The following is a 25,793-nucleotide window of genomic DNA, read 5'->3' as shown; positions in this document are numbered from 1 at the left end:
GCAATCGCTGTTATGATTCTTTTTACTTATTTGAGAAGGGAGTTCGTATATGGCTGGAACCAGCCTTCTGGCATTAATCGATGACATTGCTTCAATCCTCGACGACGTTGCCGCAATGAGCAAAGTGGCCGCCAAGAAAACCGCCAGCGTGCTGGGCGATGACTTGGCGCTAAATGCTCAGCAAGTTAGCGGCGTTAAAGCTGACAGAGAGTTACCTATTGTCTGGTCAGTGGCAAAAGGTTCATTGATTAATAAGGCAATCTTGGTGCCGCTGGCACTATTAATCAGCGCGTTTGCCTCTTGGGCAATCACGCCATTGTTGATGATTGGTGGTGCATACCTTTGTTATGAAGGTTTCGAAAAGGTGGCGCACAAGCTATTGCACGGCAAAAAAGATAAGCAGCAAAAAGCGGACGCCTCGCGCGAGGTTAAATCCGACGCTGATATTGCCAAGGTAGAAAAAGAGAAGATCAAAGGCGCCGTGCGCACCGACTTTATTCTCTCGGCGGAAATCATTGTGATTTCTCTGGGAACCGTCGCCGCCGCGCCGTTCATGAGCCAAGTGACCGTGATGGTGTTGATTGCCATCGCCATGACGCTGGGCGTGTATGGTTTGGTCGGGCTGATTGTGAAAATCGATGACGCGGGTTTGTATCTGAGCAAGCTGCGGGGTGAAAGCAGCCTAATGAACGGCGTACGCGCGTTTGGCGGCATGGTGGTTAACGCCGCGCCGTTGCTGATGAAAACCCTCTCCGTGGTCGGTACCATCGCCATGTTCCTGGTGGGTGGTAGCATCATCAGCCACGGTTTGCCCTTCATGCACAGTCTGGTTGAAGTGCTTAATCACGGGCATCAGGGCTTTGTCAGCACGCTTATCACCGGTGCAACCGATCTGGCTGTCGGCCTGATTGTCGGTGCCGCCGTGCTGGGCGTCGTGATGCTGGGCCAGAAAATCTTTAAGAAAGGCTAATTAAAAACGCCAATAAAAAGGGCTGCGGTTTATCTCGCAGCCCTTCTTCTTTTATAAAGACAGTTTTATAGAAACAGTCCTACCGGCTAACTTTTCTTGGCAATGATAAAGGCCAAATCCACGGTAAAAGTACCGTCCTCTTGGATCTCAAAGTGCTGAATCACTTCGTCTGACATCGCTTTTTGCAACTCACGGATCGCCACCACAAAGTGCTCTGGAGTGCGCATTCTCTCAACCCAGCTTTTAAACTCTAACTGCGTGCGCCCGGAGGTTAACTCTTGGACTAACAACCCAGCTTCGCTAAACAGCGTCAGCCACTCGCCCGGCGCATAGTTGTGGACGTGCGAGGTATCGCGCAGTTTTTCGATGGTCTGCAAAAAGATGTCTTTCACTGGCTGGCCGGTAGAAGCCAGATCCATCATGATCATAATGCCGCCGGGCTTCAGCACGCGGCGCACCTCGCGCAGCGCCTGACCGACGTCGTGCCAGTGGTGTGCAGAGTAACGGCTAATAATGATGTCGGCACTGCTGTCGGCGAAAGGCAGTGACTCCGCCACGCCCTGCTCGACGCTGATATTGGCTAAGCCTTTGTCCTTCGCCGCCTGACTGACCACTTCCAGCATTTGCGCTGACAAATCATAGGCCACCACCTCTTTTACCGCCTTCGCCGCGACGAAGCTGGCGTGCCCAGCTCCACAGCCTAAGTCGATAACTCGGGCGTCTGGGTGTGACTGCAACATTGTGGCTAATCTTTGTAAATCAGGTCCTTGTGAGTGAACCGCGCTGGTTAAGTAATCCTGCGCCTGTGAACCGAACTGCTTATCGACCGTCTGGCTGTGACTGTTTTTGCTTTCCATTGAGTGCTCCCGTCTGTTTGTTATTGTTGTTTTGCCGATGATGCTGCCTTAGCCAAAATGGCCGTAGAAACACTATAGGTACTGTTTTATACGGGTACAATATGAGCATTTATACTAGTATTAATAACACCCTGTCTGAGTCTTTAATCTGAGTAGCGACGGCGATGAATAACAACGATCCTCTGAATGGCCCGAAGGCATTAGGCGCATTTTTGCGCGCACAGCGCGAGCGTACTTCGCCGCAAGATGTCGGGTTGCCAAGCTCCCCGCGCCGCCGGACCAGCGGGCTGCGCCGCGAGGAGTTGGCGCAAATCAGCGGCATCAGCACCACTTGGTATACCTGGATCGAGCAAGGGCGAGACGTGTCGATTTCCGCCGCGACGCTTGATCGATTGGCGCAGGCGCTAAGGTTGGAGAGTGCCGCGCGCGAATACCTCTTTAGCCTTGCTGAGATCAAAGATCCGCAGGCTAAAATTACCGATAACGCGCCGGACGCACACATTCGTGAATCCGTGCATCAGCTCAACTGTCCGGGGTATTTGCTGGACAGCGCCTGGAACGTGCTGAGCTGGAACCCGCAGGCCGAGCAGCTTTTCGCGGGCTGGCTGGGGGTGGATTCCCAACCGAACCTGCTACGCTTTATGTTTCTCAATCCGCTGGCCCGCACGCTGGTAGTCAACTGGTCGCAGCGCGCCAAGCGCGTGGTAGCCGAGTTTCGTGCCGAAAGTGCACATTACGCCCATTCAGATGAGATTCGCCAAAGCGTGATGGCGCTGCGCGAAAAGAGTGAAGTGTTCGACCAGTGGTGGACGCAGCAGGACGTGCTGGGCCGCGAAGGGGGAGAACGCCGCTTCCAGCATCCGATTCAGGGCGAAGTGGTGTATCGCCAGCAGACCTTCTTCCCGGCGGGCCATGCAGAATTCAAACTGGTGATGCTTATCGAACAGCACTAAGCCCAATTGACGGTTTATCAGAGATATGTGAGGCTGAATTAGCCTATTTCCACATCCCTATTAACGCCCTGACAGGAGTCATTCATGCAAATTCGCCAGATCTATCAGGATGACAATATCGAGATCCGTGTCGCCACGGAACTGGAAGCTCAGCTTCATTTCGATGCGATCAGTGACTCTGTAAAAGAAATCGGCGCGTGGGAAGGTTGGTGCACCGAGCATTACGCACTGAAAGATAGCCGCAAATATTTGCTGGAATGTGCAGAAAAACAGCTTCGCGGCGTGGAATATAACTTCTGCATTTTTGATCGCCACAGCGGGCAAATAGTGGGCGCGGTGAGCGTGAACCGTATCAATACTGATTACAAATTTGGCAATGTTGGCTACTGGATCCGCAGCGGCTTTACGGGTAAATCATTGGCCACTATCGCGGCGAAAGCGGCGGCCTATTTTGCATTTAATGAGCTGGGCCTCACCCGCGTGGAAATCGTCGCCATGGAGGAGAATCTGCGTAGCCGCCGCGTTGCCGAAAAGCTTGGCGCCGTCTCTGAAGGCCTGCACCGCAATCGCCTCTACTATCACGGCCAGCCGCGGAACGCCTGGATGTATTCATTAATACCCAGTGACTTAACCGACTGAATAAATTAAAAATCACCCCCTGCGAATAACTAGGATAAGGCATCAAAATGAGCTCTTCTGCACATACTGTTTCAACCGAATGGCTGGCGAAAAACCTCAATGCGCCGGACGTGGTGATCATCGACTGTAGCAAATCTAAACCGGGCATCACGCCGCCGATTGATTTCCACGGTAGGTATCTTGAATCACATATTCCGGGCGCAATTTATGTCGAAGTCGACAGCATTTCTGACTGCACCACCGGCCTGCCGCATATGATGCCAACCGCCGAGGAATTTGCCGCGTCGATGGGCCGTTTAGGCATCGCTGACACCCAAACCATCATCCTTTATGACGAAGGCGATCTCTTCTCCGCACCCCGAGTTTGGTGGATGTTGACCAGCTTCGGTGCGAAAACCGTGCGCGTGCTGGATGGCGGATTTAATGCCTGGAAAGCCGAGGGCCGCCCAACCCAGAGTGGTGAAATTGTTCGCGTCCCGAGCACCTTTAACGCCAAGCTGATTCGCCCGGTGGTGGTTAACTCCCAGCAAGTTATGGACTCATTGGGCAAGCTGCAAATCATCGACGCGCGCTCGCTGGGCCGTTTCAAAGCAGAGCAGCCGGAGCCTCGTCCGGGCCTGCACGGCGGCCATATCCCCGGCAGCCTGAGCGTGCCTTTCACAGAACTGACGCATAACGGCCATTTGAAGTCGCCACAGGAGCTGAAAGCCACCTTTGAGCGTCTGGGCGTTGACCTGAATAAGCCGGTCATCACCAGCTGTGGCTCCGGCGTGACTGCCGCCGCACTGGCGTTTGGGTTGGATTCGCTCGGCGTGAAGGATGTCATGCTGTATGACGGCTCATGGGCCGAATGGGGCAGCATCGACGAAGACTACCCTATCGAAACCCACTAAAACGCGATTGTTCGTGGCAATAAAAAAACCGGACTCTGAGGTCCGGTTTTTTATTGCATGAAGAGATTTAGAGCTGGCTCACGCCAAGCTGCAAGGCGGCATCTCGCATCTGGTGAATCACCTGATACTCCTCGCGCGGCAGCACCGTAAAACCTTTGATAAGCAGCTTTTCGCACAGCACCTGATTCTCAGGAGCGGCGATAGTTTGAGTCACGGCGTGCCGCAAAATGCTGAGCATCTCCGGCGAAGTTGACGCCGAAGTGATCAGCGGCAAACCCGGCGCCGCGGCCGTCTGGCCGATAATGCTCAACCCCTCGACTTCCTGTGGAACATAGCGGCGCAGCAGTTCCAGCGTCACGCAATCTATGGCAGCAATATCGGCACGCCCCTGCTGAACGGCAGCCAGTGAGTGGCGGTGGCCGCCGGTTTCCAGCCTGTCGCCAAAGAACTTTCCATTCTCAGCCAGTGGCGCAATCAAAGCTCGCAGGCTGTTAAAACCTGACTGCGAGTCAGTGCTGTTGAACGCCACGGTCCGGCCGCGAAAATCGGCTAGAGTAGCTTGGCTATCTTCAGCGCGAGCCAGAAGAAAACTGCGATAATAAGGCCCATTACAGCCCGGCGCGCTGTAATTGAAGGTACCAATCAGTTGGACCTGAGGCAAAAACTCGACCAGCGGAAAACCACAGGTCTGGCTAAGCAGCAAATCCTTCTCCTGCCAGTGCCCGAGAAGGCGATCGGGCCATTCAAGTTTAGCGGGAAGAGAGTCCAAACCGGACGCCGCTAACTTATCGCGAAGCGCCTGCCAAAATTGTTCGACGTCATTGAGCTGTACGCCATACATCGGCAATGAAACCAGCATGCAACACTCCTAAATTCAATATTCCTGACGGACCTGTTGCTGATAATCATAGCCGCTGAACGCTTCTGGCGCATCCGGCTGCCCGGGTGCCAGAGGGTGGATTTCAACATGAATCGGTTTCAGCGCGTGCTCATTTAGCCACTGAGAATAGCCTTCCACCAAAAAGCCTTCGCTGCGCTGAATGTAGGCTTCTCTTTCAGCCAGATACACCTTACGCAAGGCATACCATGGCAGACCGGGTAAGTCATGATGCACCAGATGGTAATTGAGATTGAGGAACAGCAAACGCCAGCCGAAACCCGCCTCATTCAGCGTGGAGCGAGCCTCCGGCGCTTCGTGAGCGCGGTGTTCGAAGAAAGAGCGCAGCTTGGTTAAACTCAGCGCAGGGTAACTAACCGCAATGACGAAATAAACTGGCGACAAGCCGCGAAGGCTCATCCAGTACAGCAGCGCTGCAAGCATCGCGATATGAATCACCCACATCGCGATGGTTTTTATCTCGCCTTTAAACAGAGCCATCAACGCGCCGGAAAGCGTGGCGTAGATATCCAGCAGCGGGCCGACAATCATCCGCCCCGGCAGAGTATTGCGCAGCTTAATCACGGCAACAAACCACGCGGGGAATCGCTCCCAGCGCGCGCGGGTAAAGTAGTAACCTTCAGGATCGTCTTCCGGCAAAGTGAGGTGGTCATTGCGATGATGATGCAAATGCGAGTCACGGTATAAACCGTACGGATACCAAACCGCCAAGGGCAAGGTGCCAAACAGCTGGTTCAGCCAGGCTTTGCGGGTCGGATGGCCGTGGATCAACTCATGCTGTAACGACATATACCAAGTAGTAAACAGCACCAATAGAGGTGTCGCCACCCACGCGCCCAGCGTTTGCCAGAAATAAACCACGGCGAACCAACCGCTGTAAACTGTCACCATCAATATCCATGTCGGCATTTCCAGCCGCCACCACCACGCCTGCGAAAGCTGGTGAATATCGGCTCGTTGTCGAGCATGAAGATAATGAGAAGTCGAAGACATAACGGCGCGCCAGAAGAGAAGATGCGGCAATTATCAGGTAGCGGAAAAGGTTAGTTAAGCGACTAATAACGCTTTGATTAGCAATTAAATCGCTAAAGCTGGAGAGTAAATAAACAGTTGTGGGATAGGTTGAGATTGATACACTTCACGCGGGTGCTCAGGATCTTTCTGTTCTGAGCAGCAGTCAAATTGATGTTGTAAGGCGCAGAAAGAGAAAAGCCCCGAATTGAGTAAATCAACCCGAGGCCACTCTTATGCTCCACAACATAAAGGTAGCCTCTTACCCGCCGAAAGGCAAGGCAGCGGAGGCCGAGATGCCACAAAAACTGGTGTTGATCAGTCTGATTGTTATCTGCATAACGCTTATTGCGTTTACGTGGATAACGCGTAGTTCGCTGTGCGAATTACGAGTCAAACAAGGAGACACGGAGGTTGCGGCCATCCTGGCTTACGAAGCCAAAAGGTAAGGCAACCCAAGGGCGGGGCGCGATGCCCCGCCTCTTGGTTGTTGTCGTGCATCGATCTCTGAGCACCCTTCTACAATCTGCCGGCTAATAGGCTGGCAGACCTTTGAATTAGCCTTGAAGATCTTTCTTTGGTACCTGAACAATCCCGCCCGGCATGCCTTTTCCTGTAAGCAAAAGTTTACTTAAACAGCTAATAAGCTATTGATTATAAAATAAATTATCAAAGCAGAACGGCGAATAACACTTGTGGGATAGCTTGAGATTGATACACTTCGCGCGGGTGCTCAGGATCTTTCTGTTCTGAGCAGCAGTCAAATTGATGTTGTAAGGCGCAGAAAGAGAAAAGCCCCGAATTGAGTAAATCAACCCGAGGCCACTCTTATGCCAGACAACATAAAGGTAGCCTCTTACCCGCCGAAAGGCAAGGCAGCGGAGGCCGAGATGCCACAAAAACTGGTGTTAATCAGTCTGATTGTTATCTGCATAACGCTTATCGCGTTTACGTGGATAACGCGTAGTTCGCTGTGCGAATTACGAGTCAAACAAGGAGACACGGAGGTTGCGGCCATCCTGGCTTACGAAGCCAAAAGGTAAGGCAACCCAAGGGCGGGGCGCGATGCCTCGCCTCTTGGTTGTTGTTGTGCATCGATCTCTGAGCACCCTTCTATCATCTGCCGGTTAATAGCCTGTTAGACCTTCGAATTAGCTTTGAAGATCTTTCTATGCCGCCTCAAAAATGCAGCTCAGCAGGCTTGAGTCCATTAACGAAAAAGCTTACCCGACCAGCTAATAACCTTTTGATTATAAAATAAATTATCAAAGCAGAACGGCGAATAACACTTGTGGGATAGGTTGAGATTGATACACTTCACGCGGGTGCTCAGGATCTTTCTGTTCTGAGCAGCAGTCAATTGATGTTGTAAGGCGCGGAAAGAGAAAAGCCCCGAATTGAGTAAATCAACCCGAGGCCACTCTTATGTCCCAACAACATAAAGGTAGCCTCTTACCCGCCGAAAGGCAAGGCAGCGGAGGCCGAGATGCCACAAAAACTGGTGTTAATCAGTCTGATTGTTATCTGCATAACGCTTATTGCGTTTACGTGGATAACGCGTAGTTCGCTGTGCGAATTACGAGTCAAACAAGGAGACACGGAGCTTGCGGCCATCCTGGCTTACGAAGCCAAAAGGTAAGGCAACCCAAGGGCGGGGCGCGATGCCCCGCCTCTTGGTTGTTGTTGTGCATCGATCTCTGAGCACCCTTCTATCATCTGCCGGTTAATAGGCTGGCAGACCTTCGAATTAGCCTTGAAGATCTTTCTGTAGCACCTGAGTAAAGGTATCCATCGGGCAGAAACCTTGCTTATCGGTTTCACATCCTTCAATTTGCAAAGTGACACGCTGCGGAGGGTTTTTCAGGCTCAATGGCGTATTGTTGCGGATCTGCTTGGCCGTTGGATAAACGTACTCAATCTTCATCAGATCTTTGTCGGTTTTCTTGTCATGCCAGCGCTGGAACACAACGGCTCCGCTGATCGGCGTGCGTTCATATTGGCCCGGCAAGCTGTAGTCTTTGGTTTTCAGTGCCGCCAGTAATGAAGCGATATTGGAATCATGCCCAACCAGCAGTGCCAACTTGGCTTTTTGCGCCGACTGCTGATCTTCTGACTTCGCATCATCCTTGTTTAAAGCCCCGGCGATGAAAGTGAGCAGCGGTTTTGCGGCATTAGCGGCAATCGCCGGTGAGCCGAAAAGCGTTTCATGGTACATGTTTTTGATGGTTTCCAACTGCGTCCACTGCTCGGAGGTTTTAATTTTCCCCCACGCCACGTCCTTCATTGGGAAACCTTCGTAATACTGCAGCATAAAGGCATCGGCCGCGCCGGTTCCCATACGCAGTGGCCCGGTGATCCCCGGCTCTTTGCCCTGAGTCAGCACAACAGTTGAGGGCTGAGAAGCCAAGTCACACTGTTTATCCTGCTTACACACCTTGGAATTCTGGTAATCCATGATGTTTTGCAGTAACTGATAATTTGGCTTGAGGCGCTGATTCAGGCCATCAATCCCGCCTTCACCGGCGTGCTGATTAATCGAATTCAGCGCGTCGGTTTTAAATTTTTCATTCACCTCGGCGGTGATAATCGGGTTGAATACCGGATCCATTTTGCCGATTTCAACCCGGTTGACCACGCTCAAGTCGCACCCTGGGAAAGCTCCGCTGATAAAGTGTTTTGCGGTATCGATGGTGCGCGGCAGGCTGTTGGCATAGGAGAATACCTGCCCCGCCGTTGGGCATTGCGCTGCCGGGACCAGCTGAGTTTTGGCCAGCCACGCGCGGAAATAATGCCCCATATGCTCTTCGACCTGCCCCCCTTTCGGCGTTAACAGGCCACCTTCAGTTTGCCATTTCGGCCAGGTGTGGGTAGTGGATTCGGCCAGCACATCACCGTAATTGACCAGAGGAGCGCGAATACCGTGACGGCTCATAATCAACACTTGCTGCAACTCCAGTGACGAATTGGCGGCAAAAGATGGGGCAGACATTGGAAGCAAGCAGGCTAATGCTGTCAGTGCTAATACGCGGCGAGATTTTTTCAATGGTTGATCCTCTGTGATTTCCTTGGCAATAGACATCCACCGTGGCCCAATCTATTGTTCAGATTAGTTCCAACGGTGAATTTGCAGCATAGGGGAATACATCACAGCAGAGAGGGATCAAGGTCACATCAATCAGTTAATGTGACACTTTTATTACAGCCTTGTTAGAACTGATAACGCAGCCAGGCAAAAAAGACGTTGCCGTTGTTGTAGGTCCCCGGAATATAGGTCGCCTGGAAGGTTAACTTGTTATAACCCACCGAGGCTAAAGGCAACACAATAGGTATGGGAATATAAGAATAATCATCCCGCGCCGTCACCGCCGCCGTATAACCCAACCCCAAGCGGAAGTTTTTATCTTGCGCCGGTTGCCATATTTTCTCATACCCATAACCGCCTATCGGCTCCCATTTATTATGGGAATCTTTGAAGGCCATTAAATAGATGCCGTGCCAGTCGCCGTTTTCATCATAACGAGAAATACCATAACCACCGCCCCAAGGGCGCTCGTTATATTTATCCGTTTTCTCTTTGTCATACGTAAGACGGTTATGCCAGGTAATAACGGGTAGATAGAGATCTTTGTTTGGCGAGTCGTTCCAGGTGGTTGAGACGTCCTGAGTCCATGAGTCCCACCAGCCCATAAAGCCTGGTCTTTCTGGTGATGTAGCCTGTGCAGCCGGCTCAGCGCCAGCAAAAACGGTCACAGGTAGAATGCAGGATAATATCACTATCCATGATGTAATTTTTTTTGAAATAACCATTTAACTTAATACTCCCTTTATCCAAAGAGCATATTAGCAACAGATGGTTAAATAAGGTTTAAACACCGAGTTGTCGTTTTGTAAGGAAATATTCCAGAATCTAACAATCCAAAAACAGTGAGATAATATTGAGATAAATCCTAGGCTTTAATAACTAAAAAAGCAGAGGCACCTTATAGAAAACGATAAAAATTAACTTATCCATTAAAAAAAAGATGCTGAATAAACAATAAGTAATAACTTAGGATTAATACTATATCTGAATTCTTATCTGCTAGTGCTGTGTTTTTAAGCAAATACTTTTATCGAGCACAAAAAAACCGGAGGCAGAAGCACTCCGGTTTTCATTTTAACTAACCATTAGCCCAGCTGTTTGCGGGCATTACGGAACATGCGCATCCATGGGCTGTCCTCGCCCCACTCTTCCGGGTGCCACGAGTTGCTCACGGTGCGGAATACGCGTTCAGGGTGCGGCATCATGACGGTGACGCGGCCCGATAGGTTAGTCACGGCGGTGATACCGTTTGGTGAACCGTTCGGGTTAGCCGGATAGTTTTCCGTCACTTGACCGTTATTATCCACAAAACGCAGCGCCACCAGGTTGGCATGTTCGAGCTGGGACAGATGCACAGCGTCACGCACTTCCACATGGCCTTCACCGTGGGAAACGGCAATTGGCATACGCGAACCCGCCATGCCCTGCATGAACATGGATGGGCTAGCAGTGACTTCTACCAGACTGAAACGAGCCTCGAAGCGATCGGACAGGTTACGCACGAAGCGCGGCCAGTGTTCAGCCCCCGGGATCAGCTCTTTCAGGTTGGACATCATCTGGCAACCGTTACACACGCCGAGCGCCAAAGTCTGTGGACGATGGAAGAAATCCTCAAACTCTTCGCGCACGCGGTCATTGAACAGCACCGATTTCGCCCAGCCTTCGCCAGCCCCCAGCACGTCCCCGTAGGAGAAGCCGCCGCAGGCCACCAGCGCGTGGAAATCTTGCAGGTCACGGCGTCCGCTAAGCAGATCGCTCATATGGACGTCGATGGAATCAAAACCAGCACGGTGGAACGCCGCCGCCATTTCAACCTGTGAGTTGACGCCCTGCTCGCGCAGCACCGCCACTTTCGGACGCGCGCCTTTAGCAATGTAAGGCGCTGCCACGTCTTCGTCTGGTGCGAAGCTAAGCTTCACGTTCAGGCCCGGATCGCGATCATGGGTTTTGGCTTCATGCTCTTGGTCGGCGCACTCAGGGTTATCGCGCAGACGCTGCATCTGCCAGGTGGTTTCCGCCCACCAGGTACGCAGCGTGGTGCGGCTTTCGCTGTAGACCGGCTTGTCGCCCTGAGTGATAACAAAACGATCGCCCTGCTCGACGCTGCCCAGATAGTGAGAACAGTCGCCAAGGCCGAATTTAGCCAAGGTTGCTTCAACTGCGCCACGGTCCTCAGCACGAACCTGAATCACAGCGCCCAGCTCTTCGTTGAACAGCGCCGCCAGCGCATCTTTACCCAAGGCGGCAATGTCAACATTCAGGCCGCAGTGGCCCGCGAAGGCCATCTCTGCCAGCGTCACCAGCAGGCCGCCGTCAGAACGGTCGTGGTAGGCCAGAAGCTTGCGATCGGCCACCAGCGCCTGCATGACGTTGAAGAAGCCAGCCAGTTGTTCTGCACTGCGAACATCGGCAGGCGTGTCGCCCAGTTGGCGATAAACCTGAGCCAACGCGGTAGCGCCCAGTGCGTTATGCCCAAGACCAAGGTCCACCAGCAGCAGGGCCGTGTCGCCTTTATCAGTGCGCAATTGTGGAGTTACCGTACTGCGCACGTCCTCGACGCGAGCAAACGCGGTGATAACCAGAGAGAGCGGAGAAGTCATTTCGCGCTGCTCGTTGCCTTCCTGCCAGCGGGTTTTCATCGACATAGAGTCTTTGCCGACCGGAATAGTGATCCCCAGCGCCGGACACAGCTCCTCGCCGACAGCTTTCACCGCCGCGTACAGGCCAGCGTCTTCGCCCGGATGGCCAGCAGCGGACATCCAGTTAGCAGAGAGCTTCACGCGTTTCAGGTTGCCAATTTCCACTGCGGCAAGGTTAGTCAGCGCTTCGCCGACGGCCATGCGGCCAGAAGCCGCGAAGTCCAGCAGTGCAATTGGAGCACGCTCGCCCAGCGACATGGCTTCGCCGTGGTAGCTGTCAAGGCTGGCGGTAGTGACCGCGCAGTCAGCAACCGGGATCTGCCACGGGCCAACCATCTGGTCACGAGCCACCATGCCAGTGACCGTACGGTCGCCGATGGTGATGAGGAAGGTTTTTTCCGCCACGGCCGGTAAATGCATTACGCGCTTTACGGCTTCCGTCAGCTGAATGTTTGCCGCATTTAGGCTGTCGCCCTTGGCTTTCAAGGTGGTGACGTCGCGGGTCATTTTCGGCGTTTTGCCTAACAGCACGTCAAGCGGCATGTCGATTGGCTGATTGTTGAAATGGCTGTCTTCCAGAGACAGGTGCATCTCTTCAGTGGCTTCCCCAATCACGGCATAAGGCGCGCGCTCGCGCTTACAGATAGCGTCGAACTGCTCAAGCTGGGCCGGAGAGACTGCCAGCACGTAGCGCTCTTGGGATTCGTTACACCAGACTTCCAGCGGGCTCATGCCCGGTTCGTCATTGAGAATATCGCGCAGTTGGAAGCGACCGCCGCGATTGCCGTCGCTCACCAGCTCAGGCATGGCGTTGGATAAACCGCCCGCGCCGACGTCGTGGATGAACAAAATTGGGTTAGCTTCGCCCAGCTGCCAGCAGCGGTCGATCACTTCCTGACAGCGGCGTTCCATCTCTGGGTTATCACGCTGTACGGAAGCAAAATCCAGATCAGCATCAGACTGGCCAGAAGCCATTGAGGACGCCGCGCCGCCGCCCAGACCGATATTCATCGCCGGGCCGCCCAGCACAATCAGCTTAGCGCCGACGGTGATTTCGCCTTTTTGCACGTGGTCAGCGCGGATGTTGCCGATCCCGCCCGCCAGCATGATGGGCTTGTGGTAGCCGCGCAGCTCAGGGCCGTTGTGGCTGTTGACGTTTTCTTCATAAGTACGGAAGTAGCCGAGCAGCGCCGGACGACCAAATTCATTGTTGAAGGCCGCGCCGCCCAGTGGGCCGTCGGTCATGATATCCAGCGCGGTAACGATGCGATCTGGCTTGCCGAAGTTCTCTTCCCACGGCTGTTCAAAGCCCGGAATGCGCAGGTTGGAAACCGAAAAGCCCACCAGACCGGCTTTCGGCTTAGCACCACGGCCTGTAGCGCCCTCATCGCGGATCTCGCCGCCGGAGCCAGTCGCCGCGCCCGGCCAAGGTGAGATGGCCGTTGGGTGGTTGTGGGTTTCCACTTTCATCAGGATATGAGCCTGTTCCTGATGGAAATCGTACAGGCCGTCTTTGGCGTTGGCGTAGAAACGCCCAACCTGCGAACCTTCCATCACGGCGGCGTTATCTTTATAAGCCGAAAGCACGTGATCTGGCGTGTGTTCGAAGGTATTTTTAATCATTTTGAACAGTGACTTAGGCTGTTCCTGACCGTCGATAATCCAGTCGGCGTTGAAGATCTTGTGGCGGCAGTGCTCGGAGTTAGCCTGCGCAAACATGTACAGCTCAATGTCAGTCGGGTTGCGCCCCAACGACGTGAAAGCGTTCATCAGATAGTCGATTTCGTCCTGTGCCAGCGCCAAACCCAGTTTGGTATTGGCGGCTTCTAAGGCAGAACGGCCTTCGCCGAGAATATCCACGGACTGCACCGGTGCAGGCTGGTGCTGAGCGAACAGCGCTTCGGCATCTTCAAAACGGTCAAAAAGGGTTTCCATCATACGGTCATGCAGCAGGGCACCCAGTTGACGCCACTGCTCGTCGGTCAGGCTTGTTGCCTGCACGTAGAACGCCAGACCGCGCTCAAGGCGCAACACCTGAGACAAACCGCAGTTGTGCGCAATGTCGGTGGCTTTGGAAGACCAGGGAGAGATAGTGCCCGGGCGCGGCGTGACCAGCAGCAGGCGGCCAGCAGGAGCATGTTCAGCGAGAGAAGGACCGTACTTGAGGAGGCGTTGTAACTTGGTTTGTTCGTCCGAATTCAGCGGCGCGCTGACGTCAGCAAAGTGTACATATTCGGCATAGATATCACTGACGGGGAGATGAGCATCCTGACAGCGGGACAATAACTTATTAATACGAAAAGCCGACAAAGCGGGCGAACCACGCAGTATTTCCATAATCACAGATCTCTCGTCTTCGAAGCAACTGACCGTAGTGCTTCATTGGGCGCAACAGGGGGAAAACGCGGGCTATTATAAAGAAAGCCGGAGCCTGACGAAACCGTTTGCGTAGTGAATATTGATATATTCACTAACACCTACCTTATCCATGGATATTATGAATAAAGTTGCAGGCTGTCGTTTTGTTGAGCAAAATGCGTCGGCACTGGGAATATAACCATAGTAAGTAGAGAGCATAAGCTCAAAAAAATAATAGCGCCGCAGAGAGATAACTATTTGACGCGCATAAAATTAAATTACTTTCTAGTGGGTCTCGCAGCGTTGCTGATGGCGTTGGCTTTATGGCCGACCGTGCCGTGGCACCGTGGCGAAGGTGACCAACTAGAACAGATAAAGTCTCGCGGAGAGCTGCGCGTAACGACGCTAAATTCTCCGCTGACTTTTTTCAACAGCCCAGACGGAAACCTCGGATTCGACTACGAACTGGCGAAACGCTTTGCCGACTATCTTGGTGTGACGCTTGTCATGTCACCTCATAATAATGTCAACGCGATGTTCAATGATCTGGACAGCAATCGGGCCGACCTGATTGCCTCCGGTCTGATTTACAATGTCGAGCGTCTGAATGCGTATCGCACCGGGCCTGAATACTATTCGGTATCACAACAATTGTTGTATCGCCAGGGTTCCGCACGTCCGAAAACTTTCGACGATGTGAAAGGGTCCCTGACCGTCTCCGCCGGCACCGCCCATGTCGCCACCTTGCAAACCGCGCAGAAAAAGTTCCCGGACCTGACCTGGACCGAAACCGATAAGCTGTCACCTCGCGATCTGCTGCAACAGGTGGCCGACGGTAAACTCGCTTATACCATGGGCGACTCCGTGACCGTGGCGCTGATGCAGCGCGTCTACCCGCGTCTGGCCGTGGCTTTTAACGTCACCGCCGACGAACCGGTCACCTGGTATTTCAGCAAGAAAACTGACGACGACAGCCTGTACGCCGCCATGCTGGACTTCTTCAGCCAAATTTCTGAAGACGGCACGCTGGAGAAGCTAGAGGAGAAGTATCTCGGCCACGTTGGGGAGTTTGACTATGTGGACACCCGCACCTTCCTCAAAGCAATAGACACCACCCTGCCCGCGCTGCAGCCGCTTTTTGAGAAATACGCCGGAGACATTGACTGGCGCCTGCTGGCGGCCATCTCTTATCAGGAGTCGCATTGGGATCCACAGGCCAAATCGCCGACCGGGGTGCGCGGCATGATGATGCTGACCCGCGCCACGGCATCGGGGCTGGACGTCGATGACCGAACCGACGCCGAACAGAGCATTCAGGGCGGCGCGCTCTATCTCTCACGCCTGATGGACAAGATGCCCACCAGCATTCCGCAGGATGAGCGCATTTGGTTCGCTCTGGCGGCTTACAATATGGGGTATGGGCACATGCTCGATGCCCGTAAGCTGACGGCGGATCAGAAAGGTAATCCGGATAGCTGGCTGGACGTCAAACAGCGCCTGCCGATGCTCAATCAGAAGCGCTACTTCTCCCGCACCACCTATGGGTATGCCCGGGGCACGCAAGCTTATAATTATGTTGAGAATATCCGTCGCTATCAGATCAGTCTGGTGGGGTATTTGATGGAGAAAGAGAAGAAACAAGCGCAGCAGGCGGCGTTGCAGGCTCAACTGGGTGCTGGTTATCCCGCCGTTGAAGCCACACAGGTGCTCGCCGCTGCGCCGTGATTTAGCTCAAATCGGTAGCGTCACCCTGGGCGGCGCGCTGCGCCTGCTTCAACGCCTTTTTCTGGCTGCGCCGCCAACGGAAGAACGCGCTGAGCATGGCCGAACATTCGTCCGCCAACACGCCCGCCTCAATTTGCACCTGATGATTCATACCCTGATGGCCCAGCACGTCTAACAGTGAGCCCGCCGCGCCGGTTTTAAGATCAGTCGCGCCATACACCACGCGGCGAATGCGGCTGTGGATCATCGCCCCGGCGCACATCACGCAGGGTTCAAGCGTCACATACAGCGTGGCGTCCAACAGGCGATAGTTTTGCACCTTCTGCCCGCCCTCTCTCAGCGCCATGATCTCGGCGTGAGCCGTAGGATCGTGATGGCCAATCGATCGGTTCCAGCCTTCGCCAATGACCTGATTGTCCAGCACCAGCACGGCGCCCACCGGCACTTCCCCTTCGTCCTGCGCCTTAAGGGCCAGATTCAACGCGTAGCGCATCCAATCTTCATCGCTGAATTGCTCAGTCACTCTTACCTCTATTACTTTTATCCGGCCGCCATTATAGCGTTCTCACTAACTCTACCCAACCATTGCGGGCACTGCGCGGGAATTGATATTCAAGGAGGGAAATTCAGAGAGGGAAAAGCATCGGGCCGGTTTAACCGGCCCGATATACAACACCGCTATTCGAGCTGCTGAAGCTCGCCCTGCTTACTGACTCTGAAGCGATGCTCGCAGAAGAACAGCAGCGGGTTGTCCTGCTTGCTGTCGCTGTAACCACTGTAGAGTTTCAGCGGAGAGCCGATGCGTTGCTCGAGCTGCACCACCTTCTCTTCCCCCAAACAGCGCAGCGGCAGCAGCCAACCGCCCTTGCCGCGCGCCATGCGGCTGCCGACTAAACGGATACGCGGTAAGAAAGGAGATGCGTTATACACCTGTTGCACCAGATTTTCCGGTGAACCGGTGATTAACCACACTTCGGCGTCATGCTTTTCAATGTACTCACGCAGTCGTCGCTGCACCACCGGAAACGCCACCACCTTCTGGCGGAACCAGTTCACAAAGCGCAGTTCGAGGTCTTTCAGGTGCGCCTCGCTGTGCCCGAAGGTGATTGACCACAGCAACAGACTCATCGGCCAGCGCGCGGCTCGACCGTGAATCAACATGCCTAAACCGACCACAGGTAACAGCGGCACCACTAACAACAGGTTTTGCGGCATCCGCCACAGCAGGAAGCGCATAAATGAGCCAAACATGTCCTGCTGGTGCAGCGTGCCATCCAAATCAAAAAATACTACTCGCCGATCCGCCTTCGCGCCCAATGCGTTACTCCTCGGGATCGTTGAACCCCATCATCCAGGTGAAAATAAATCCAGCTAATACGGTAATCAATATCCCAGCGAGGTACAACACCACTTTTCCCGACACAATGGTCAGCGCCAGTGGCAAACCTGAGATACCGAAAGTGATCACCGTCGCCACTTTCCAATAACAGATTAGCGCACCGCCGACCGCTCCGCCCAAACATGCGCCGATAAAAGGTCGGCCCAGAGGCAGAGTCACGCCGAAAATCAGCGGCTCGCCGATGCCCAAAATACCGACAGGCAGAGCACCTTTAATCACTTTTTTCAGCCGGGCGTTGCGCGTTTTCATGTAAACGGCGATGGCCGCGCCCACCTGCCCGACGCCCGCCATGGCTAAAATCGGCAGCAGCGGGTTGGAGCCGTGGGCCTGAATCAGCTCCACGTGGATCGGCACCAGACCCTGATGCAGCCCAGAAAGCACCAGCGGCAGGAAGGTTCCGGCGAGAATTGCGCCAACCACCAGGCCGCCCTTATCGATCGCCATATTCACGCCGTGCGCGATGGCGTCGGAGATAACCCCGCCCAGCGGTTGGAGGATCACAATCGCCAGCGTGGCAGTGACCAAGGTGGTGATCAGCGGATTGAGGATCAGCTCGACCGACTCCGGAAGCCATTGGCGCAGCCGCTTTTCCAGCCAGCACATCAGCGCGACCACGAAGAGTACGGCGATCACCCCGCCGCGCCCCGGCTGGAGTGCTTCGCCAAACAGGGTAATTTGCGCCAGCGCCGGGCTGGAGAGAATGCCCGCCATCACGCCCCCCATGGCCTGCGAGCCGCCAAACACTCGCGCCGCGTTGACCCCCACCAGAATGTTCATGATAGCGAAAATCGCCCCGCCGAATATCCCCAGCAGGCCGAGAATATTGGGGTAATCCAGCGCCAAAGAGCCCGCGATATCCGGCCGCTTGAGCAGGTTGATAATGCCCATGATCAGGCCGGAGGCAATGAAGGCCGGGATAAGGGGGATAAAAACGTTGGCGAGTTGGCGCAAAGCGCAGCTCATCGGTGCAGAGTATTTCGACTTGGCATCGGCCTTATTTCGGGCAATCAGGTCCGGTGAGGCCGCCGGGGCTGGCGCGCCTGAGAGCAGCTCGCGCATGGCATCCACCACCTTCGCCGCCGCGCCGGGGCCGACCACGAACTGATGCTGCTCGCCCTGCTTGATATAGCCCTTAACGCCGTCGAGCGTCTGAATGCCTTTCAAATCAAGCAGCTGCTCGTCGAGAACTTCAACCCGAACTCGCGTCATGCAGTTTTCGAGTTTACTGATATTGCTCTCGCCACCTACGCGTTGCAGGATTTGCGTTGCCAGCAGCTGCGTTTTGTCCATTGCCGTCGCCATACCCTTCCCCCATCAGCCTGAAAGCCTTAACCCGCGAGCGCCGCGCGCAGGAATCCGTGGTGCGCCGTCAGCCGCTGAATGGCTTCTTGAGCACTGATATTTGCCAAAATCATCAGAATCGCCGGTTTCACTTCGAAGTCGGTTTGCGAGAGCGCGGCTTCGGCATCGGCCCGCGCGGCACCCGTGGCTTCCACCACAATGCGGCAGGCCCGGTCCACCAGCTTGACGTTGGTGGCCTTCACATCAACCATCAGGTTTTGATAAACCTTGCCGTTTTTCACCATCGCGCCAGTGGAAATCATATTCAGCACCAGCTTCTGCGCGGTGCCGGACTTCAAACGCGTCGAGCCAGTCAGCGCCTCGGGGCCAACTACCGGAGAAATCGCTACCTGCGCCTCGTGGGCTATTGGCGAGTCCGGGTTGCAGGAGATAGCCACCGTGGCGCAGCCCAGCTCCCGCGCGTAACGCAGCGCGCCGATGACATAAGGCGTGCGCCCGGAAGCCGCCAGCCCCACGATGGTATCCGCCGGGGTAATTTGCAGGTTTTTCAGGTCGGTGACGCCCAGCTCTTCGCTATCCTCCGCCCCTTCGACGGCTTTGAGTAACGCCCCCGGCCCGCCGGCAATCAGCCCGACGACTAAGCCATGAGGCACGCCAAAGGTCGGTGGACACTCGGAGGCGTCGAGCACGCCGAGACGCCCGCTGGTGCCCGCGCCGAGATAAATCAGACGACCTCCGGCTTTAAAGGAGGCGGCGGCCATATCCACGGCCTGCGCGACCTCTGGCAGCACGGCGCGGATGGCTTCCGGCACTTTGCTGTCTTCGTGATTGAAGCTGGCGACCATCTCCAGCGTGGTCATTTCATCAAGGTTCATGGTGGCCGGATTGCGGCTTTCTGAAACGAGTGATCCTAGGTTCATTGATTGACTCCTGAATTTTTAATTCAAAATATTAATTCATATTTGAATATTTTATTCTTAAAGGCGAGGGAATTTTGCTACCTTAGATAAGATAATGTTCAATTCGTGATGTGCGTAGGTGCTAAGGGAAGGTCCGACAATGAGCAGTATGATCCGAATTCGTCAGCTCTACCCCACGCTGGCGCAGAATGACCGCAAGCTGGCCGACTTCCTGCTGCAACAGCCGGAGAAGGCGCGGCACCTTAGCTCGCAGAAGCTGGCAGAGATGGCCGGTGTCAGCCAGTCCGGCGTGGTGAAATTTGCCCAGAAGCTAGGCTACAAGGGCTTTCCCGCTTTAAAGCTGGCGCTCAGTGAAGCCCTCTCTTCGCCGCAGAATGAAGTGGCGGTCACCGTGCATAATCAGATTGTCAGCACCGACAGTCTCCAGACCGTCGGCGAAAAGCTGCTGGCTGAAAAGTACGCCGCGCTGCGCGCTACGCTGGATATCAACAATGAACAGCGTCTCCAGCAGGCGTTATCGATGCTGACCCATGCGCGCAAAATCGTGCTGACCGGCATTGGCGCGTCGGGGCTGGTAGCCAAAGACTTGGCCTATAAGCTATTGAAAATTGGACTGACGGCGATTGCCGAGTCTGACACCCACGTGCTGCTGGCGACGGTTCAGGCGCTGTCGAAAGACGATTTGTTGCTGGCTATCTCCTTCAGCGGCGAGCGCCGGGAAATCAATCTGGCGGCAGATGTCGCTCGCAAAAGTGGCGCGCAGGTGCTGGCCCTCACCGGATTTTCTCCCAATACGCTACAGCAGCAGGCTTCCCACTGCCTGTACACCGTGGCGGAGCTTCCGGCCACTCGCGGTGCAGCCATCTCCTCGACCACCGCGCAGTATTCCCTGACGGATATCCTGTTTATGGCCTTGATTCAGCAAGATAGCGAGAGAGCGCCGGGGCGGATTAAGCACAGCGAGGAGCTGGTGAAGAAGCTGGTTTGATCGGGATCATTCCACAGCGCGATTGTCATTTCGGCAGGCTCTCGGACAGGTCAAATCTGCTATACTGCGCGACTTCATCATTACTGACGCGAGAGAGATCATGGCCCTGCTTATCACACACAAATGCATTAACTGCGATATGTGCGAGCCGGAATGCCCGAATCAAGCGATCTCAATGGGTGAGGAAATTTACCAAATTGACAGCGATCGCTGCACGGAGTGTGTCGGTCATTATGATAAACCCACCTGTCAAAGCGTGTGCCCTATCGATAACACCATCATTGTGGACGCGCTGCACACTGAAACCAACGAGCAGCTGTGGGACAAGTTTGTTCTGCTGCATCACGCCGCACAGCTGTAAGGCTGGCGGCGCGAAGCGCACTGTTTTCAGCTTTCGATAATCACCGTGGCACAGGCATAGCGACGCTCATCGGCCAGCGTCACGTGCACGGATTTAACCCCCAGCTCTAATGCCATTTCCGCCGCGCGCTCGTGGAACACCAGCCCCGGCTTGCCCAATGGGTCATTAACCACCTCGAACTGCTCAAACGCCAGCCCATTGCGGATGCCGGTGCCCAGCGCTTTGGCTGCCGCCTCTTTCACTGCAAAACGTTTAGCAAGAAAGCGCACCGGCTGCTGGTGATTCTGATACAGCGCCCACTCGTTGGCACACAATATCCGTTTCGCCAGCCGATCGCCGCTTCTCTCCACCACGGCTTCAATACGGGTGATTTCGACAATGTCGGTGCCCAGTCCAAGAATAGCCATTAACGGCGTGCTTCCCGCATCAGGATTTTCATCTCGCGCACCGCGCTTGCCAAACCGTCAATCACTGCCTGCCCGATGATGGCATGGCCGATGTTCAGCTCGTGCATCTCAGGCAGCGCGGCGATAGGCAGCACGTTGTGGTAGGTCAAGCCATGGCCTGCATTCACTTTCAGCCCTTTGCTGGCGGCATAGGTGGCGCCTTTCTTGATGCGCTCAAGCTCGGCAAGGCGCTCGATATCGGTTTTGGCATCAGCATAAGCGCCGGTGTGGATTTCGATATAAGGCGCGCCAACGGCAACCGCGGCGTCGATTTGGCGGAAGTCAGCATCAATAAACAGAGACACCAAAATACCGGCTTCAGACAGGCGGGAGACGGCGACGGTCATTTTGTCGATTTGGCCCGCAACGTCCAGACCGCCCTCGGTGGTGACTTCTTCGCGCTTTTCCGGCACCAGGCAGCAGAAGTGCGGCTCGATTTCACAGGCAATGCCGATCATTTCATCGGTCACCGCCATCTCGAGATTCATGCGAGTCTGGATGGTCTGGCGCAGCAAACGCACATCGCGGTCGGTAATGTGGCGACGGTCTTCACGCAGATGCACAGTAATACCGTCAGCGCCCGCCTGCTCGGCAATAAACGCGGCCTGAACCGGATCAGGGTAGGCCGTGCCACGCGCGTTACGTAGCGTGGCGATGTGATCGATATTAATGCCTAACAGCAGTTCAGCCATGACAACTCCAGTAAATAGGTTAAAGAGTTCGCAAAAGGATCGGGTTGATACTGACGGTTTTCCCGCTAATTGGCGCAGTTTACACCCGTATCAGGCGTGACGGGTACCCCAGCGGGCAATTTATTCGGCGGGTGATTCAGGAGTGGCAGTGGGCTTTTTAACTAAAAACTGGCGGAATAGCTCGCGGCTTTTCAACGGCTTACCACCCAGATAGGGCTTCAGCGCCATGCGGGTAAAACGCTTGGCGGCGCGCAGTGTGGCGACGTCCGGGAATTCACGATTCGCCAAGGCTTTGAGGTCGCGGCCGGTGAAGCTCAGGTTGTCGACCACCAAACTGGCGATAAAGCCTTTTTCTTCACGATAGCGATAGGTCATGGTGTCACTCACTTCTTCGCCGCTACCGGCGCAGTGGAGAAAATCAACGCCATAGCCGAGGTTATGCAGCAAAGCCAGCTCGAACTGGCGCAGCGACTGTTCCGGAGAGCCGGTGGCTCCCGCCAGATTTTGCAGGCAGTTGAGATAGTCGAAAAATAGCGACGAGTAGTTGGTCTCTTGCTCGAGGACGCGGGCCACCAGTTCATTGACGTACAGGCCGCTATACAGCATCAAACCAGAGAGAGGGAGTGCGAGGGAAACTGGCTCAGCGTTGCGCAGAGTTTTGACTTCACCCCGGCCGCTCCAGCGAACTAATAAAGGCGTAAAAGGCTGCAAGCAGCCTTTTAAGTTTGACCGACGACCGCGCGCACCCTTTGCCAGAATGCGCACGCGCCCCTGTCCTTCAGTGAAGAGATCCAGCATCAGGCTGGTTTCACTGTAAGGTCGCCCATGTAAAACAAATGCGCGTTGCCAGCCTTCCATAGGCGGGGACCTTATAAATCGTCTACATAACCCAAGCTGCGCAGCGCACGTTCGTCATCTGCCCAACCGGATTTAACCTTGACCCACAGCTCAAGGTGAACTTTCGCTTCGAACATGTTTTCCATGTCCTGACGCGCTTCAATACCAATGGTTTTGATTTTTGAGCCTTTGTTGCCGATGACCATTTTCTTCTGGCCTTCGCGCTCAACTAAAATCAAGCCATTGATGTCATAACCGCCGCGCTCGTTAGTGACAAAGCGTTCAATTTCAACGGTTACCGAGTAAGGCAGCTCTTCACCCAAGAAACGCATCAGCTTTTCACGGATGATTTCTGACGCCATAAAGCGCTGCGAACGGTCAGTAATGTAATCTTCAGGGAAGTGATGAATCGCTTCCGGCAGACGCTTACGCACGATGCTGGCGATAGTATCAACGTTGATACCTTTCTCCGCAGACATTGGCACGATGTCGATGAAGTTCATCTGCTCGCTGAGGAACTGCAAGTGTGGCAGCAGCTTGGACTTGTCAGTCACGTTGTCGATTTTATTGATAGCCAGCAAGACAGGTGACTTCAGATCACGCAGCTTGTTCACTACCATTTCGTCGTCCGGCGTCCAGTGGGTGCCTTCAACCACGAAAATAACCAATTCAACATCACCGATTGAGCTGCTCGCAGCACGGTTCATCAGGCGGTTAATGGCCCGTTTTTCTTCAATATGTAACCCAGGGGTGTCAACGTAGATAGCCTGATAAGGGCCTTCAGTATGGATGCCCATAATACGGTGACGGGTAGTTTGTGGTTTGCGTGAAGTAATGGAGATCTTCTGCCCCAATAATTCATTCAACAAAGTAGATTTGCCAACGTTAGGTCGGCCTACGATGGCGACAAAGCCACAGTAATTTTTTTCTTCGCTCATTCAAGCTCCAGCTGTATCAGCGCTTGTTCCGCTGCCGCCTGCTCGGCTTTTCTGCGACTTGAACCGGTTCCTACAACCGGCTGGCTCAAGCCACTGACCTGGCAGTGGATGGTAAACTCCTGATCGTGTGCTTCACCGCGAACCTGCACAACCAGATAAGAAGGCAATGGCAGATGGCGACCTTGTAAAAACTCCTGCAAACGGGTTTTTGGGTCTTTCTGCTTATCACCGGGACTGATTTCGTCAAGACGACTACGGTACCAGTCAAGAATCAATCTTTCGACATTCTGGATATCACTGTCCAAGAACACGCCGCCGATGAGTGCCTCCACCGTATCCGCGAGAATAGACTCGCGGCGGAAACCACCACTTTTCAATTCTCCCGGCCCTAAACGCAAGCACTCGCCGAGATCAAATTCACGCGCCATTTCTGCCAATGTATTTCCGCGAACCAAAGTGGCACGCATGCGACTCATATCGCCTTCATCAACGCGAGGAAAACGGTGATAAAGAGCGTTGGCGATAACAAAACTAAGGATTGAGTCACCCAGGAATTCTAAACGCTCGTTATGTTTGCTGCTGGCGCTGCGGTGAGTCAGTGCCTGCAATAAGAGCTCCTGCTGTTGAAAAGTGTAGCCCAGCTTTCGCTGTAGCCTGTTTATTACGATGGGATTCATGAGTTACCAATAGATCAAGAATGCGTCAAAAACTTCAGCATACGGAACAGGCCTGCTTCGCCTTAAGCCAATCCAAAGCTGTTTCGTTTGCAGTGGCTCCCTCTATTCTTTTTAAATCTCGTCACTTAATGACCCATTTAAAAATCGGGGAGCCAACTTTTATCGCTCGAAAGTGTATTCTACAACGTGTGGAAATATATTGCTGCGGAAATAGACCGCAACGAATTAATGAATTCCACCAATGCGGCTCAGGCGAACACCTGTTGGCCACTCACCTTCCTGCTTTTTAAAACTCATCCAAATACCCGAGGCACGGCCCACCAGATTTTTCTCTGGTACAAAGCCCCAATAACGGCTGTCGGCGCTATTGTCGCGGTTATCACCCATCATGAAATAATGACCGGCAGGAACCACCCAAGTACCCATAGGCTGGCCCGGTTGCTGATAATAGGCACCCAGTTGGTCACGCGCGCCAGGAACAGCCAGAATATTATGGGTCACATTGCCCAAGGTTTCCTGACGTTCTAACAGGCGAATACCGTCTTGAGGCACATTCTCAGTCGGAGGAATTTCAAAGAAGCCGCTGGTGGCTTCACTGCCGCTAGCCTGACCGAAAGTCTGGACGAAACCGCTCGCTTTACCTTCATCATAAGTCACAGCCAGCGCGGTGCTGCAATTCTGTCCACTGTTACAAGCAGGCTGAACAGTAACCTGTTTGCTGAAGGGATCATAAGTCACGCGATCGCCCGGCAGGCCTACTAAACGTTTGATGTAATCCACACTTGGATTTAATGGGTATTTGAATACCACGACATCACCGCGTTTTGGCTCGCCGGTTGGGATCAGTTTGGTCTGAGTAATAGGATCTTTCAGGCCATAAGCGTATTTTTCAACCACGATGAAATCGCCGATTAACAGCGTTGGCATCATTGAGCCTGACGGAATTTGGAAAGGTTCATAAATGAATGAACGCACCACAAATACCACCAGAAGCACAGGGAAAACAGAGGCGCAGGTTTCCACCCAGCCCGGCTGTTTTGCTGCTTTGCTCAGCGTCTTCTCATCGATGGCGCCAGCAGTTTCTACCTTGAGAGCGGCAATCTTTGCCCGGCGAGCAGGGGCAAGTTTGAAACGATCAAGACACCAGATAATCCCCGATACCAGCGTTGCAATCGCCAGAATCAAGGCAAACATGTTAGCCATGCATA

General features: G+C 54.1%; 26 protein-coding genes. 10 read left to right on the top strand and 16 right to left on the bottom strand.

Annotation, left to right across the window (positions count from 1 at the left end):
- The first annotated feature begins 49 nt into the window (after nt 1-49).
- Nucleotides 50-970 (top strand): DUF808 domain-containing protein, encoded by a 921-nt coding sequence (locus ACT3RR_RS14705; RefSeq protein WP_396131154.1) that lies wholly within the window; start codon nt 50-52, stop codon nt 968-970.
- A gap of 86 nt (nt 971-1,056) precedes the next feature.
- Here the strand turns inward: ACT3RR_RS14705 and ACT3RR_RS14700 are convergent, their stop codons facing one another.
- Nucleotides 1,057-1,827 carry a class I SAM-dependent methyltransferase gene (locus ACT3RR_RS14700; RefSeq protein ID WP_496200574.1) on the bottom strand — a complete coding sequence of 257 codons (771 nt, stop codon included), beginning with the start codon at nt 1,825-1,827 and terminating at the stop codon, nt 1,057-1,059.
- A gap of 164 nt (nt 1,828-1,991) precedes the next feature.
- Here ACT3RR_RS14700 and ACT3RR_RS14695 point away from each other — a divergent pair, with 164 nt between their 5' ends.
- The 3 genes from ACT3RR_RS14695 to sseA all read left to right on the top strand — a co-directional run bounded on the left by ACT3RR_RS14695 (nt 1,992) and on the right by sseA (nt 4,312).
- A complete protein-coding gene (locus tag ACT3RR_RS14695) occupies nt 1,992-2,780 on the top strand; it encodes a helix-turn-helix transcriptional regulator (protein ID WP_496200573.1) in 789 nt (262 codons plus the stop codon).
- A gap of 84 nt (nt 2,781-2,864) precedes the next feature.
- Entirely contained in the window at nt 2,865-3,419 is a 555-nt protein-coding gene (locus tag ACT3RR_RS14690; protein WP_353503157.1) for a GNAT family N-acetyltransferase, read from the top strand.
- A gap of 47 nt (nt 3,420-3,466) precedes the next feature.
- Nucleotides 3,467-4,312, top strand: coding sequence for a 3-mercaptopyruvate sulfurtransferase (gene sseA / locus ACT3RR_RS14685; RefSeq protein ID WP_496200572.1), 846 nt, complete (start codon nt 3,467-3,469; stop codon nt 4,310-4,312).
- Nucleotides 4,313-4,379: 67 nt separating this feature from the next.
- Here sseA and ACT3RR_RS14680 read toward each other — a convergent pair whose 3' ends face one another.
- Both ACT3RR_RS14680 and ACT3RR_RS14675 read right to left on the bottom strand, forming a co-directional pair.
- A complete protein-coding gene (locus ACT3RR_RS14680) occupies nt 4,380-5,171 on the bottom strand; it encodes a phosphate/phosphite/phosphonate ABC transporter substrate-binding protein (protein WP_353503159.1) in 792 nt (263 codons plus the stop codon).
- Between the two features lie 15 nt (nt 5,172-5,186).
- Nucleotides 5,187-6,203 carry a fatty acid desaturase gene (locus ACT3RR_RS14675; RefSeq protein WP_496200571.1) on the bottom strand — a complete coding sequence of 339 codons (1,017 nt, stop codon included), beginning with the start codon at nt 6,201-6,203 and terminating at the stop codon, nt 5,187-5,189.
- A 314-nt stretch (nt 6,204-6,517) separates the two neighbouring features.
- Here ACT3RR_RS14675 and ACT3RR_RS14670 point away from each other — a divergent pair, with 314 nt between their 5' ends.
- The 3 genes from ACT3RR_RS14670 to ACT3RR_RS14660 all read left to right on the top strand — a co-directional run bounded on the left by ACT3RR_RS14670 (nt 6,518) and on the right by ACT3RR_RS14660 (nt 7,860).
- Complete coding sequence (locus ACT3RR_RS14670; protein WP_353503161.1) at nt 6,518-6,670, top strand: Hok/Gef family protein; 153 nt, start codon at nt 6,518-6,520, stop codon at nt 6,668-6,670.
- A 441-nt stretch (nt 6,671-7,111) separates the two neighbouring features.
- On the top strand, nt 7,112-7,264 hold the full coding sequence (locus ACT3RR_RS14665) for a Hok/Gef family protein (RefSeq protein WP_353503161.1): 153 nt from the start codon (nt 7,112-7,114) through the stop codon (nt 7,262-7,264).
- A 443-nt stretch (nt 7,265-7,707) separates the two neighbouring features.
- A complete protein-coding gene (locus tag ACT3RR_RS14660) occupies nt 7,708-7,860 on the top strand; it encodes a Hok/Gef family protein (protein ID WP_496200570.1) in 153 nt (50 codons plus the stop codon).
- A 108-nt stretch (nt 7,861-7,968) separates the two neighbouring features.
- Here ACT3RR_RS14660 and agp read toward each other — a convergent pair whose 3' ends face one another.
- The 3 genes from agp to purL form a co-directional block, all read right to left on the bottom strand.
- Nucleotides 7,969-9,264 carry a bifunctional glucose-1-phosphatase/inositol phosphatase gene (gene agp / locus ACT3RR_RS14655; protein ID WP_353503162.1) on the bottom strand — a complete coding sequence of 432 codons (1,296 nt, stop codon included), beginning with the start codon at nt 9,262-9,264 and terminating at the stop codon, nt 7,969-7,971.
- 164 nt (nt 9,265-9,428) lie between these two features.
- On the bottom strand, nt 9,429-10,028 hold the full coding sequence (gene pagP, locus ACT3RR_RS14650; protein WP_485903512.1) for a lipid IV(A) palmitoyltransferase PagP: 600 nt from the start codon (nt 10,026-10,028) through the stop codon (nt 9,429-9,431).
- A 360-nt stretch (nt 10,029-10,388) separates the two neighbouring features.
- Nucleotides 10,389-14,282: a phosphoribosylformylglycinamidine synthase gene (gene purL / locus ACT3RR_RS14645; RefSeq protein WP_496200656.1), complete on the bottom strand. Its 3,894-nt coding sequence runs from the start codon at nt 14,280-14,282 to the stop codon at nt 10,389-10,391.
- A 276-nt stretch (nt 14,283-14,558) separates the two neighbouring features.
- Here purL and mltF point away from each other — a divergent pair, with 276 nt between their 5' ends.
- A complete protein-coding gene (gene mltF, locus ACT3RR_RS14640; RefSeq protein ID WP_353503164.1) occupies nt 14,559-16,025 on the top strand; it encodes a membrane-bound lytic murein transglycosylase MltF in 1,467 nt (488 codons plus the stop codon).
- Nucleotide 16,026: 1 nt separating this feature from the next.
- On the opposite strand, the gene tadA is transcribed toward mltF, so the two are convergent.
- The 4 genes from tadA to murQ form a co-directional block, all read right to left on the bottom strand.
- Nucleotides 16,027-16,548 carry a tRNA adenosine(34) deaminase TadA gene (tadA, locus tag ACT3RR_RS14635; protein WP_496200569.1) on the bottom strand — a complete coding sequence of 174 codons (522 nt, stop codon included), beginning with the start codon at nt 16,546-16,548 and terminating at the stop codon, nt 16,027-16,029.
- 155 nt (nt 16,549-16,703) lie between these two features.
- Nucleotides 16,704-17,342, bottom strand: coding sequence for a phosphatidylglycerophosphatase C (gene yfhb, locus ACT3RR_RS14630; RefSeq protein ID WP_353503166.1), 639 nt, complete (start codon nt 17,340-17,342; stop codon nt 16,704-16,706).
- Nucleotides 17,343-17,346: 4 nt separating this feature from the next.
- Complete coding sequence (locus ACT3RR_RS14625) at nt 17,347-18,714, bottom strand: PTS transporter subunit EIIC (RefSeq protein ID WP_496200655.1); 1,368 nt, start codon at nt 18,712-18,714, stop codon at nt 17,347-17,349.
- Between the two features lie 38 nt (nt 18,715-18,752).
- Entirely contained in the window at nt 18,753-19,646 is an 894-nt protein-coding gene (murQ, locus tag ACT3RR_RS14620) for an N-acetylmuramic acid 6-phosphate etherase (RefSeq protein WP_353503168.1), read from the bottom strand.
- Between the two features lie 139 nt (nt 19,647-19,785).
- On the opposite strand from murQ, the gene ACT3RR_RS14615 reads away from it, so the two are divergent.
- Both ACT3RR_RS14615 and ACT3RR_RS14610 read left to right on the top strand, forming a co-directional pair.
- Nucleotides 19,786-20,634, top strand: coding sequence for a MurR/RpiR family transcriptional regulator (locus ACT3RR_RS14615; RefSeq protein ID WP_496200568.1), 849 nt, complete (start codon nt 19,786-19,788; stop codon nt 20,632-20,634).
- A gap of 100 nt (nt 20,635-20,734) precedes the next feature.
- Nucleotides 20,735-20,995 carry a YfhL family 4Fe-4S dicluster ferredoxin gene (locus ACT3RR_RS14610; RefSeq protein ID WP_154147826.1) on the top strand — a complete coding sequence of 87 codons (261 nt, stop codon included), beginning with the start codon at nt 20,735-20,737 and terminating at the stop codon, nt 20,993-20,995.
- A gap of 26 nt (nt 20,996-21,021) precedes the next feature.
- Here ACT3RR_RS14610 and acpS read toward each other — a convergent pair whose 3' ends face one another.
- From acpS to lepB, 6 genes are all read right to left on the bottom strand, one after another.
- A complete protein-coding gene (gene acpS / locus ACT3RR_RS14605; RefSeq protein ID WP_034792539.1) occupies nt 21,022-21,402 on the bottom strand; it encodes a holo-ACP synthase in 381 nt (126 codons plus the stop codon).
- A complete protein-coding gene (gene pdxJ / locus ACT3RR_RS14600; protein ID WP_353503170.1) occupies nt 21,402-22,133 on the bottom strand; it encodes a pyridoxine 5'-phosphate synthase in 732 nt (243 codons plus the stop codon). The genes acpS and pdxJ overlap by 1 nt, the downstream gene beginning before the upstream one ends.
- A 120-nt stretch (nt 22,134-22,253) precedes the next feature.
- Nucleotides 22,254-22,991, bottom strand: a complete 738-nt coding sequence (gene recO / locus ACT3RR_RS14595) for a DNA repair protein RecO (protein ID WP_353503171.1) — start codon at nt 22,989-22,991, stop codon at nt 22,254-22,256.
- 11 nt (nt 22,992-23,002) lie between these two features.
- Nucleotides 23,003-23,908 (bottom strand): GTPase Era, encoded by a 906-nt coding sequence (gene era, locus ACT3RR_RS14590; RefSeq protein WP_353503172.1) that lies wholly within the window; start codon nt 23,906-23,908, stop codon nt 23,003-23,005.
- A complete protein-coding gene (rnc, locus tag ACT3RR_RS14585; protein WP_034792549.1) occupies nt 23,905-24,585 on the bottom strand; it encodes a ribonuclease III in 681 nt (226 codons plus the stop codon). The genes era and rnc overlap by 4 nt, the downstream gene beginning before the upstream one ends.
- Nucleotides 24,586-24,810: 225 nt before the next feature.
- Nucleotides 24,811-25,788 carry a signal peptidase I gene (gene lepB, locus ACT3RR_RS14580; protein WP_496200567.1) on the bottom strand — a complete coding sequence of 326 codons (978 nt, stop codon included), beginning with the start codon at nt 25,786-25,788 and terminating at the stop codon, nt 24,811-24,813.
- Nucleotides 25,789-25,793: the final 5 nt, after the last annotated feature.

The sequence above is a fragment of the Ewingella sp. AOP8-B2-18 genome (assembly GCF_052376015.1).
GTDB classification, from domain to species: Bacteria; Pseudomonadota; Gammaproteobacteria; order Enterobacterales; family Enterobacteriaceae; genus Ewingella; species Ewingella allii.
The sequence above is the reverse complement of the archived record's forward strand: the minus strand, read 5'-3'. Positions and strand labels throughout refer to the sequence as shown.

Bases quoted from the DNA above. Each gene is read 5' to 3' on its own strand.
- ACT3RR_RS14705 (WP_396131154.1), top strand. From the start codon at position 50: ATGGCTGGAACCAGCCTTCTGGCATTAATCGATGACATTGCTTCAATC.
- ACT3RR_RS14700 (WP_496200574.1), bottom strand. From the start codon at position 1,827: ATGGAAAGCAAAAACAGTCACAGCCAGACGGTCGATAAGCAGTTCGGT.
- ACT3RR_RS14695 (WP_496200573.1), top strand. From the start codon at position 1,992: ATGAATAACAACGATCCTCTGAATGGCCCGAAGGCATTAGGCGCATTT.
- ACT3RR_RS14690 (WP_353503157.1), top strand. From the start codon at position 2,865: ATGCAAATTCGCCAGATCTATCAGGATGACAATATCGAGATCCGTGTC.
- sseA (WP_496200572.1), top strand. From the start codon at position 3,467: ATGAGCTCTTCTGCACATACTGTTTCAACCGAATGGCTGGCGAAAAAC.
- ACT3RR_RS14680 (WP_353503159.1), bottom strand. From the start codon at position 5,171: ATGCTGGTTTCATTGCCGATGTATGGCGTACAGCTCAATGACGTCGAA.
- ACT3RR_RS14675 (WP_496200571.1), bottom strand. From the start codon at position 6,203: ATGTCTTCGACTTCTCATTATCTTCATGCTCGACAACGAGCCGATATT.
- ACT3RR_RS14670 (WP_353503161.1), top strand. From the start codon at position 6,518: ATGCCACAAAAACTGGTGTTGATCAGTCTGATTGTTATCTGCATAACG.
- ACT3RR_RS14665 (WP_353503161.1), top strand. From the start codon at position 7,112: ATGCCACAAAAACTGGTGTTAATCAGTCTGATTGTTATCTGCATAACG.
- ACT3RR_RS14660 (WP_496200570.1), top strand. From the start codon at position 7,708: ATGCCACAAAAACTGGTGTTAATCAGTCTGATTGTTATCTGCATAACG.
- pagP (WP_485903512.1), bottom strand. From the start codon at position 10,028: ATGGTTATTTCAAAAAAAATTACATCATGGATAGTGATATTATCCTGC.
- ACT3RR_RS14625 (WP_496200655.1), bottom strand. From the start codon at position 18,714: ATGGACAAAACGCAGCTGCTGGCAACGCAAATCCTGCAACGCGTAGGT.
- murQ (WP_353503168.1), bottom strand. From the start codon at position 19,646: ATGAACCTAGGATCACTCGTTTCAGAAAGCCGCAATCCGGCCACCATG.
- ACT3RR_RS14615 (WP_496200568.1), top strand. From the start codon at position 19,786: ATGAGCAGTATGATCCGAATTCGTCAGCTCTACCCCACGCTGGCGCAG.
- ACT3RR_RS14610 (WP_154147826.1), top strand. From the start codon at position 20,735: ATGGCCCTGCTTATCACACACAAATGCATTAACTGCGATATGTGCGAG.
- acpS (WP_034792539.1), bottom strand. From the start codon at position 21,402: ATGGCTATTCTTGGACTGGGCACCGACATTGTCGAAATCACCCGTATT.
- pdxJ (WP_353503170.1), bottom strand. From the start codon at position 22,133: ATGGCTGAACTGCTGTTAGGCATTAATATCGATCACATCGCCACGCTA.
- recO (WP_353503171.1), bottom strand. From the start codon at position 22,991: ATGGAAGGCTGGCAACGCGCATTTGTTTTACATGGGCGACCTTACAGT.
- era (WP_353503172.1), bottom strand. From the start codon at position 23,908: ATGAGCGAAGAAAAAAATTACTGTGGCTTTGTCGCCATCGTAGGCCGA.
- rnc (WP_034792549.1), bottom strand. From the start codon at position 24,585: ATGAATCCCATCGTAATAAACAGGCTACAGCGAAAGCTGGGCTACACT.
- lepB (WP_496200567.1), bottom strand. From the start codon at position 25,788: ATGGCTAACATGTTTGCCTTGATTCTGGCGATTGCAACGCTGGTATCG.